The organism is Clostridioides sp. ZZV15-6383 (genome assembly GCF_020657735.1).
Classification (GTDB): domain Bacteria; phylum Bacillota; class Clostridia; order Peptostreptococcales; family Peptostreptococcaceae; genus Clostridioides; species Clostridioides difficile_D.
In genome coordinates this window covers 1-9,459 of sequence record NZ_JAGWCV010000085.1, presented here as the reverse complement: position 1 = coordinate 9,459, position 9,459 = coordinate 1, and the positions used below count along the sequence as shown (strand labels likewise).

Annotated in this window: 9 protein-coding genes, 1 tRNA gene, 1 rRNA gene, 1 other RNA gene and 1 other annotated feature; of the genes, 1 reads left to right on the top strand and 11 read right to left on the bottom strand. The window is 28.2% G+C overall.

From position 1 onward, the window contains the following. Positions 1 to 535: 535 nt before the first annotated feature. Positions 536 to 1,741: an MGDG synthase family glycosyltransferase gene (locus KGF42_RS18000; RefSeq protein ID WP_227823395.1), complete on the top strand. Its 1,206-nt coding sequence runs from the start codon at positions 536 to 538 to the stop codon at positions 1,739 to 1,741. A 68-nt stretch (positions 1,742 to 1,809) separates the two neighbouring features. On the opposite strand, the gene KGF42_RS17995 is transcribed toward KGF42_RS18000, so the two are convergent. From KGF42_RS17995 to rrf, 11 genes are all read right to left on the bottom strand, one after another. After that, a complete protein-coding gene (locus tag KGF42_RS17995) occupies positions 1,810 to 2,031 on the bottom strand; it encodes a hypothetical protein (RefSeq protein ID WP_054272756.1) in 222 nt (73 codons plus the stop codon). Between the two features lie 141 nt (positions 2,032 to 2,172). Next, positions 2,173 to 2,772 carry a recombination mediator RecR gene (gene recR, locus KGF42_RS17990; RefSeq protein WP_107594145.1) on the bottom strand — a complete coding sequence of 200 codons (600 nt, stop codon included), beginning with the start codon at positions 2,770 to 2,772 and terminating at the stop codon, positions 2,173 to 2,175. Positions 2,773 to 2,784: 12 nt separating this feature from the next. Next, positions 2,785 to 3,135 carry a YbaB/EbfC family nucleoid-associated protein gene (locus KGF42_RS17985; protein WP_054272754.1) on the bottom strand — a complete coding sequence of 117 codons (351 nt, stop codon included), beginning with the start codon at positions 3,133 to 3,135 and terminating at the stop codon, positions 2,785 to 2,787. Between the two features lie 56 nt (positions 3,136 to 3,191). Then, positions 3,192 to 4,829: a DNA polymerase III subunit gamma/tau gene (gene dnaX / locus KGF42_RS17980; protein WP_227823396.1), complete on the bottom strand. Its 1,638-nt coding sequence runs from the start codon at positions 4,827 to 4,829 to the stop codon at positions 3,192 to 3,194. Positions 4,830 to 4,905: 76 nt separating this feature from the next. After that, an RNA gene (ffs, locus tag KGF42_RS17975) (signal recognition particle sRNA large type) lies at positions 4,906 to 5,170 on the bottom strand. A gap of 37 nt (positions 5,171 to 5,207) precedes the next feature. Then, a tRNA-Ser gene (locus KGF42_RS17970) sits at positions 5,208 to 5,299 on the bottom strand. Continuing rightward, the gene (locus KGF42_RS17965; protein ID WP_054272752.1) at positions 5,300 to 5,755 is read right to left on the bottom strand and encodes a nucleoside deaminase; all 456 of its coding nucleotides are present in this window, start codon (positions 5,753 to 5,755) and stop codon (positions 5,300 to 5,302) included. A 320-nt stretch (positions 5,756 to 6,075) separates the two neighbouring features. Continuing rightward, entirely contained in the window at positions 6,076 to 7,347 is a 1,272-nt protein-coding gene (gene serS / locus KGF42_RS17960; protein WP_227823397.1) for a serine--tRNA ligase, read from the bottom strand. 126 nt (positions 7,348 to 7,473) lie between these two features. Further along, positions 7,474 to 7,679 (bottom strand) — a binding site (T-box leader). Positions 7,680 to 7,795: 116 nt separating this feature from the next. After that, entirely contained in the window at positions 7,796 to 8,677 is an 882-nt protein-coding gene (locus tag KGF42_RS17955; RefSeq protein WP_227823398.1) for a mechanosensitive ion channel domain-containing protein, read from the bottom strand. 11 nt (positions 8,678 to 8,688) lie between these two features. Then, positions 8,689 to 9,198 (bottom strand): transcription repressor NadR, encoded by a 510-nt coding sequence (locus KGF42_RS17950; protein WP_227823399.1) that lies wholly within the window; start codon positions 9,196 to 9,198, stop codon positions 8,689 to 8,691. 137 nt (positions 9,199 to 9,335) lie between these two features. Beyond that, positions 9,336 to 9,452, bottom strand: a 5S ribosomal RNA gene (rrf, locus tag KGF42_RS17945). Between the last annotated feature and the right edge of the window lie 7 nt (positions 9,453 to 9,459).

Below are 9,459 nucleotides of genomic sequence, written 5' to 3'. Positions count from 1 at the left end.
CGTTCATCCTGAGCCAGGATCAAACTCTCAAATAAAAGTTTATCAGGCTCAGATACTATTGTTATCAAAATATCTGGCTTTATGGTTTGTTTCTTGTTTATAAATTAACCTACTGTTTAATTTTCAATGTTCGTATTTATTTCTTGTTCCTTTTTTCAATGACAAGTAATACTATATCATCTTTATCTATCTAAGTCAATATAATTTTTTACTTTTTTTATTTATCATATATTCTTTATATTTAATTTTTAAAATCTAATACTAAGCAAACCTGTTTATTTCATAAAACTAATATATATTCTATGCTCTATTTTCCTTTTTATTCTATATTTAAATTTTTTATTTACACTAATATTTGTAATATCACATATTTGCTAAAATTAATTTACATTTCTTTCACTTGTAATTTTTGTAATCTTGTATTAGATTAATATTAAAAAATAATTTATCAATAACCTTATTCACAAAGACAGTTTTTATATATCAAAATATAATACTATATAAATACTAAGCTACATTTTAGGAGGATTTTATTATGAGCAAAAAAGTATTAATAATGTCTGCTTCCACCGGTGGCGGGCATAATAGGGCTGCTCTAGCTATTAAAGAAGAACTTACTTCCAAAACACTTGATGGAGAGCCAATTGAATGTGAAATAATAGATAGTTTGAAATTAGTTAATAATACAATGGATAAAATAATTTCAAGAGGATATGAAAAATCTGCTATATATACTCCAAAAGCATATGGAAGTGTATATAGATTATCTGAAACAAATCTTTTATCAAAAAATGAATTTAAAGACAATCTACTAATAACATTCATGGCAAAAAAATTTAAAAAGCTTATTAGAAGCAAAAAACCAGATTTGATTATAGGAACGCATCCTTTTCCAATGATTGCGCTTAGTACATTGAAAAAAAACTTTAACTTACATAATAATGAATCAAATGCTTACACAGAGTATTTTTATAAACATTATACAAATACTATTAATGTTCCTCCACTTATTTCTGTATTAACTGATTATACTACTCATTCTACATGGATACAAAATGAAATTGATTACTATATAGTTGGTCATGAATACGTAAAAGAGTTATTGGTATTTGATGGAGTTGAACCTAGTAAAATTAGAACATTTGGAATTCCTGTTGAAAAATCTTTTCTCTCTCATAGAGATAAAGATATTGTTCTTTCTGAGTTAAACTTATCTCCAGATAAATTAACTGTTTTACTTATGGGTGGTAGCTTTGGAGCTGGTAATATAAAAGAGACACTTGATGAATTATTGGATACTGACAGAGATTTTCAAATAGTTGTAATAACAGGTAGAAATGAAAGTTTAAAAGAAAAAATCGAAAAAAAGCTTATATCTCGTTATCATGATAAAAAAGTATGTGTCCTTGGATATACTGATAAAATGAATGATATTTTAGCTTCTATAGATGTATTAGTAAGCAAACCTGGTGGACTTACTACAACGGAGGCACTCTTAAAAGATGTACCTATGATAGTTCCATATTATATACCAGGTCAGGAAGAGGAGAATCTTGATTTCTTATCTAATTGTGGTGCAGCACTTAGAACTACAAAAAAATATAATTTATCAATATTATTAAAAGTTCTAATAGATGACCCTAGTAGGTTAGAGATGTTAAAAAGAAATATTAAATCAATAAGAAAATCAAATTCAGCCCAAAATATAGCTAATTTAATTTTAAATATAATTTCTGATTGATAAAATAAATAAAATCCCTATAGTATATATTATCTATTAGGGATTTTTTATTTTCTAATTATTTAATATTAAATTGGTTCATAAAAGTCTTCTTCATAATCATACTGATAGTTTTTATAATTATTTCTAAATTCAGCATTTTTATTTCGTGCAGTTTTTTTAGTTTTTTTCTTATTAGAAAAACTTATATCATCAAAATCATCATATTTAGGCTTGTCTTTTGATTTCATTTTTTTAACTCTTTTTTCTTTCATTGCATTATGTTCTTCTAAGTTCATAATTGGTTTCATGTTGCACCCCTATCAAAATTTTTAAATGATTTATACAACAAATTATACAATACAGAAGAAATTTATTCAATAAATCTAAATCAAAATTAATTTGAATTTAACCACAAAAAATTATAAAAATCGAGGTTAATACCTCGATTTTTATATTTCTCTTCTACCTTCTAGTGCTTTTGATATTGTGACCTCATCTGCATACTCTAAATCTCCTCCAACAGGAAGACCATGAGCTATCCTAGTAACTTTAATTCCCATTGGTTTTACTAACCTAGCAATATACATAGCTGTGGCTTCTCCTTCAATAGTAGGATTTGTTGCCATTATTATTTCTTTAACTTCCTGATTGCCAAGCCTTTGTATAAGTTCCTTTATTTTTAGCATATCTGGTCCAATACCATCCATTGGAGAAATCACTCCATTTAATACATGATACTGACCTTTAAACTCTCTCGCTCTCTCCATGGCTGCTACATCCCTTGGGTCTTCTACCACACATATAATACTCGAATCTCTATTTTTATTTGAACACATACTACATGGGTCTGTATCTGTTATATTACAACAAATTGAACAATATCTTATTTCTCTTTTCGCGTCTATAATCGCTTTAGATAAAGCTTCCACATCATTAGTATTCATATTAATAACATGAAAAGCCAATCTTTGAGCAGTCTTTCTTCCTACTCCAGGAAGCTTTGAAAATTCTTCTATAAGTCTCGTTATTGGACCTGTATAAACTTGCATAAATACCACCTACTAGAATAACCCAGGTATATTCATACCTCCAGTTACCTTACTCATTTGACTTGCTTGTATATCATCAATATTTCTCAATGCTTGATTTACTGCACTTAAAACTAAATCTTGTAACATTTCTATATCATCTGGATCAACTACTTCTGGTTTGATAGTTATATCTAAAACTTCTTTTTTACCATTAACCTTTACAGTAACTGCGCCTCCTCCAACTGAAGCTTCTACTTCTTTATTTTCTAACTCTTGTTGAGCTTTTTGCATATTTTCTTGCATTTTTTGAGCCTGCTTTAATAAGTTATTCATATTTCCACCACCAGGCATCATTCCGCCTCCAAAACCTTTTTTAGCCATAAACAATTCCTCCTAAACTTATTTTCATTTTATTATTATATCATAATAGTATTTTATTATTTACTTTCATTTTCATCAATACTGTCTTTTATTTCTAGTATCTCTTCATTTACTATGTTCTTTAATATCTCTTCACCAATGTCTTCTTTTTCTTTAACTTCAAGATTTATATCTTTGACTTCTGATGTCAATACTATTTTTACATTAAAACTTCTATTTAAAACATCTCTTATTGTTTTTTCTAAATAATTTATTGTATCTTGGGAGCTAAGTCTAGTTTTTGCAAAATCAAATTTATCATCAAATATAACATACAACAAGTTGGAATATACATTAAAGCTTTTTACCTCACTTAAAAGTGCATATATTGGCATTTTTTTATCTTTTTTAATTTGTTTAAGTATATTCTTCCAAGATGACTCTATAAGTATAACGTCCTCATTTTTTACATCTTCATAAGCTACATTTTCTTGTTTTACATCTATTTCTCTATTGACTTCATGCTCTTTTTCTTTACTATTACCAGTTTTTTCAACCTTAAAGCTACCCAGTTCAATCATTTTTTCTAAGTTATCAACTCTTTTTATAAGAGCTTCTTTACTTTCGTCAAACATTGGTTGAGCAATTTTCATTATAGTTATTTCCACTAAAACTCTTGGATTTGAAGAGGACTTTATATCATCCTGAGTTGCTGATAATATATTTAAAACCCTTATCAAATCATTTATATCTATATTTTTAGACTGAAGTTTAAGTTGTTCTATGGTTTCTTCGGGCAATGAAATTATCTCATCTAGTTCTGATGAAACCTTACATACCATTAAATTTCTAAAATGGTCAATCAAATCATTTATAAGGTTTCTTATATCTTTCCCCCATAAAACAAATTCATTTAATATCTCAAGAGATTTTTTAGTATCTTGTGCTAAAATACATTGAGACAATTCAAATAACTGTTCTATATTGACGCTTCCCATCAATTCAACAACATCTTTATAATCTATCTTATTCTCTCCAAATGATATACATTGGTCTAATATACTAAGTGCATCTCTAAGAGCTCCTTGAGAATTTCTCGCTATTAAATTAAGTGCTTTATCATCTATATCAGTTCCTTCATCTTCACAAATCCTTTTCATTCTAAGAGTCATATCTTTAACCGTAACTCTTTTAAAATCGTATCTTTGGCATCTCGATAAAATAGTTGCAGGTATCTTGTGAGGTTCAGTAGTAGCTAATATAAAGATTACATATGAGGGTGGCTCTTCTAATGTTTTTAATAATGCATTAAAAGCTCCTTGAGACAACATATGAACCTCATCTATTATATATACTTTATATTTAGCATTGGCTGGAGAATATTTCACACTTTCTCTAAGCTCTCTTATATCATCCACACTATTATTTGATGCTGCATCTATTTCTACAACATCCATTGTATTATCTTTTAATATCGATTCGCATATCTCACAATCATTACAAGGTTCTTCATTTATTTTATTCAAACAGTTCACTGCTCTTGAAAAAATTTTTGCAGTAGATGTCTTACCAGTACCTCTTGTACCACAAAATAGATAAGCATGTCCTATATTATCATTGTATATTTGATTTTTTAAAGTCTTAATAATATGATCTTGACCAATAACGTCTTCAAACTTTTGTGGTCTATATGCTCTATATAATGCTTTATGCATCCTTTTACCTCTCTTTAGCAAAATTAATAAAAAAATCCCTCATTATCTAAGGGATTAGTCTTTTATATGTTAAATGCTGTACACCATCTATCGACTTAATTCCATAGGCGTTACCAAAACAGTTAGCTCAACTTAGGCACCCCCACGGCACACAAAAGTGATCACTTACCGCTGCTTCCTTCCGGACCTGACGGGGTTCATGAGCTTTCATTGCGCAGGACCTAAGCATCAACACCACTTATTTAGGGCGGCCCTACAGAAAATAAGCCTTTAGATGGAATTCAATCCTGCTATAGCGGATTGCAGGTTACAGGGCACCGCTACCTCCCCATCTAGTACAGCAAAATTACAACCATATTTAATTACTTTTATTGTTTCTGGCGGAGAGAGTGGGATTTGAACCCACGATACAGTTTTACCCATATACTCGCTTTCCAGGCGAGCGCCTTCGACCACTCGACCATCTCTCCTTAATCTCTTTTTCTTAATGCCTTAAAAAATTCTTGCAATATGATCGAGCATTCTTCTTGCAAAACATCAAAAGCCACTTTTACATTATTATTATTAAAATAATCTAATTTAAACTCATGCTGTTTTTCTATATATGAATTTTTTACATGTCTTGTCCCTATTATAAGCTTTTTTATTCTAGAATTAACTATTGCACCACTACACATTATGCAAGGTTCCATTGTAACATATAAATCACAATCAGTCAACCTCCAACCACCTAATTTTTCTGAGGCTTGTTTTATCGCTAAGATTTCTGCATGAGCTGTAGAATCTTTTAGTGTCTCTGTAAGGTTATGAGCTCTAGCTATTATTTGATTATCTTTAACTATAATAGCACCTATTGGTGTTTCTCTTTTATTATATGCTTTATATGCTTCTTTTAATGCTTCTTTCATATAAAATGAACTTTCCATAATTCCTCCCAAAACTTATAACAAACTTATCTTATCATAATTCATTTTATAATTCAACTTAATTTTATTTTGTTTATTTAATTATTACTATATATAGTTATATTTTTTTTAAATTAGTTCTAAAATAATTTTTAGATATTTATATAATCCTTGATTTATAAAGATATTTAGTATTTTATGATGAAAATTCTGTTATATAAATTAAAACGCTATGAAATTTAATAATTATATTAATAATTCCATAGCGTTTTAATTTATTGTTCACTCATAATATATTTTCTACATTAAAATATATTTCTACATATAATGTTAATATAGAATTATCTTATAACATCAACACCCATATAAGGTCTTAACTCTTCTGGAACTACTACAGAACCATCTGCTTGTTGATAATTTTCTAATATAGCAGCTAGGCATCTTCCTATAGCTAATCCAGAACCATTCAATGTATGAACATATTCTGCTTTTGATTTTTTATCTCTTTTAAATCTTATTCCTGCTCTTCTTGCTTGAAAGTCTTCAAAGTTTGAACAAGAAGATATTTCTACATATCTATTATAGCTTGGCATCCAAACTTCCAAATCATATTTAAAGGCTGCTGTAAATCCTAAATCTCCTGTACATATTTTTACCACTCTATATGGAAGACCTAACATTTGTAACATAGTTTCAGCATCATGAGTTAATGATTCTAATTCATCATAAGAGTCTTCTGGCTTAACAAATTTAACTAACTCAACTTTATTAAATTGATGTTGTCTAACTAAGCCTCTTGTATCTCTTCCTGCTGAACCTGCCTCAGATCTAAAACAAGGAGTATATGCACAATATTTAATTGGAAGTTCTGCGACATCTAATATTTCATTAGCATGTATATTAGTAACAGGTACTTCAGCTGTTGGTATTAAGAAATACTCTAATCCTTCTATTTTAAACATATCTTCCTCAAATTTAGGAAGTTGACCAGTACCTATAAAACTATTTCTATTAGCCATAAATGGAGGTAACACTTCTGTATATCCATGCTTAGCTGTATGAGTATTTAAAAAGAAATTCATTAAAGATCTTTCTAATCTAGCTCCTAGTCCTCTGTATAAAGTAAATCTTGAACCAGTTATTTTCCCAGCTCTTTCAAAATCTAATATACCTAGACCAGTACCTATATCCCAATGTGCTTTATGCTCAAAATCAAATTTAGTAGGTTCTCCCCAAGTTCTTATTTGAACATTATCTTCATCTGTTTCACCTTGTGGTACCTCTGGATGAGGAACATTTGGTATTCTCATCAATGTATATTCTATTTTTGCTTCTACTTCTTTTACTTTCTCATCAATACCTTTTATCTTATCTGATAGCTCTTTTAATCTTACCTTTTCTTCTGTTACATCTTTTCCCTCTTTTATTAATTGTGGTATTTTTTTAGAATTTACATTTAATTCATTTTTCATAACTTCAACTTCTTGAAGTATTTCCCTTCTTTTATTATCTAATTCCACTACAGCATCAAGGTCAAATTCTTTTTCGCCTCTTCTTTCCATAGCTTTTTTGATATCATCTAAATTTTCTCTTATTCTTTTAATATCTAACATATTAATTCCTCCTAATAATTTTGATAATATAAATTATAATTCCAATTTAATTTACAAATATTATAACTGTAAATTTTTAGCTTAAACAAATTTGAAAAATAAAAAAAGACCTCCGTTTACCCCTATAAAAGGGACGAAAATCTTTTATCCGCGTTGCCACCCTAATTGACTATACTAAAATGTATAATCCTCTCAGACCTATAACGTAGGTAAACGTCTAGCTTTAACTAGAAGCTCTAGAGTAGATTCAAAAACCATTGTAATGAGTTCTCACCATACACTCATTCTCTGAATACAATCTGTTTTTTACTATTTTCCTTCACTGCTTTTTAACTAATTGTTTTATTTGATAATCATTATATTATATATATTAACATCTTTCAATACTATTATTCAAATTTTCTTTAATTTTTTATATCAAATTTATTTTTTTTATTTAATTAAAATATTACCTTTTGTCTGCTGTGTTTAAATTACTTGTATCATTAAGTAATAATGCAGAAGGAACAAAGGGAACTTTTATATTATTTTCATCAAACTTATTTTTGACTTTTTCCATTACATCAAAGTATACATCCCAATAATCATCAGTTTTAACCCAGGGTCTAGCAACTATTTGCATAGTATTATTTCCTATGGAGTTTAAACCTATAATAGGTTTTGGGTCATCTAATACTCTTTTTTCATTTGTAAAAATCTCATTTAATATAGACTTAACGATATCTATATCACTATCATAAGAAATATTATATGAAAAATCTATTCTTCTTTTGTTTTGATGTGTATAATTAATTATATTATTACTTGTCAATTGAAAATTTGGTATAATTATAGTTTTATTATCTGGAGTTTTAAGAACAGTGCTAAATATTTGTATATCAGAAACTGTACCTTCTACACCTGAACCTTGAATATAATCGCCTATATTAAATGGTTTAAAAAATAAAATAATCATACCTGAACCTAGATTTGATAATATTTCTTTAAATGCTAAACCTATACTAAATCCAGCAGCTCCTAATACAGCTACAACTGATGTAGTCTGTATACCTATAATACCTAAACTTATCAATGATATAATAGATAACATAGATATATATATTCCATATACAATAAAATTATTTACACCTTTGCTCATTCCATATTTAATTAAAAACTTTGAGACCATTCTTCTTACTATTTTGGATATATAAATACCTATCACAAATACAATTATTGCATATATGATATTTGGTACGTTATCACTAAAGTTATTAAGTATGTTTTCTAAAGTTCTCTTAGTTATATTACTATTTGTTGAGGCAGTCTTAGCCAATGATAAAAAATTCATTTAACTCCTCCTTATGATAATATTCCTTTGTCATCTAATTTTTTTATTATAGCTTCTATAGTATCTTCTTTTATAGCCTCAATTGTGTGAATATGACTACATTCTGTCAGAACTGATAATTGTTTAAATTCATTTGTCTCTACTTTCTTCATAAAATTATCTATCTCCACTTTAGAATAAATATTAAGTTCTGCAGTTATTTGACCATATGTTGGATGATTTACAATGACATCTTTTACAATCCCACCTAAATCTACAATAATCTTTAATTCATCATAAATTTCTTTAGAATTCTTGTGATTCTTACATTTTATTTTTTTTGTAAAATATGGTTGATTATATATTATATATCCTTGAGGTGTAGCTATTATTTCAAATCCTTTAGCTCTTATAAGGGCTATATCCTGTACTATTACTTGTCTACTTACATTTAACATCTCAGCTAGACTTCCACCTTTTATAGGACACTTAGATTCCTTTAAAATATCTATTAATCTGCTTCTTCTTTCATCAGAATTCATATTACACCTTCTTTCTAAATCAAACTAAATCAAAAACTTTATCTATACTATATAATTCTATATTTTATCTTATTATAAATCAATATTGACTTTATATTCTGTTTAATCTTAAATTTTATGACAAATAAAAAAAGATTACGTGGCTACGTCCTACTCTCCCAGGCAGTTTCCCACCAAGTACCATCAGCGCTAGAGAGCTTAACTTCTGTGTTCGGAATGGGAACAGGTGTATCCTCTCTGCTATTGTAACCACATAATCTT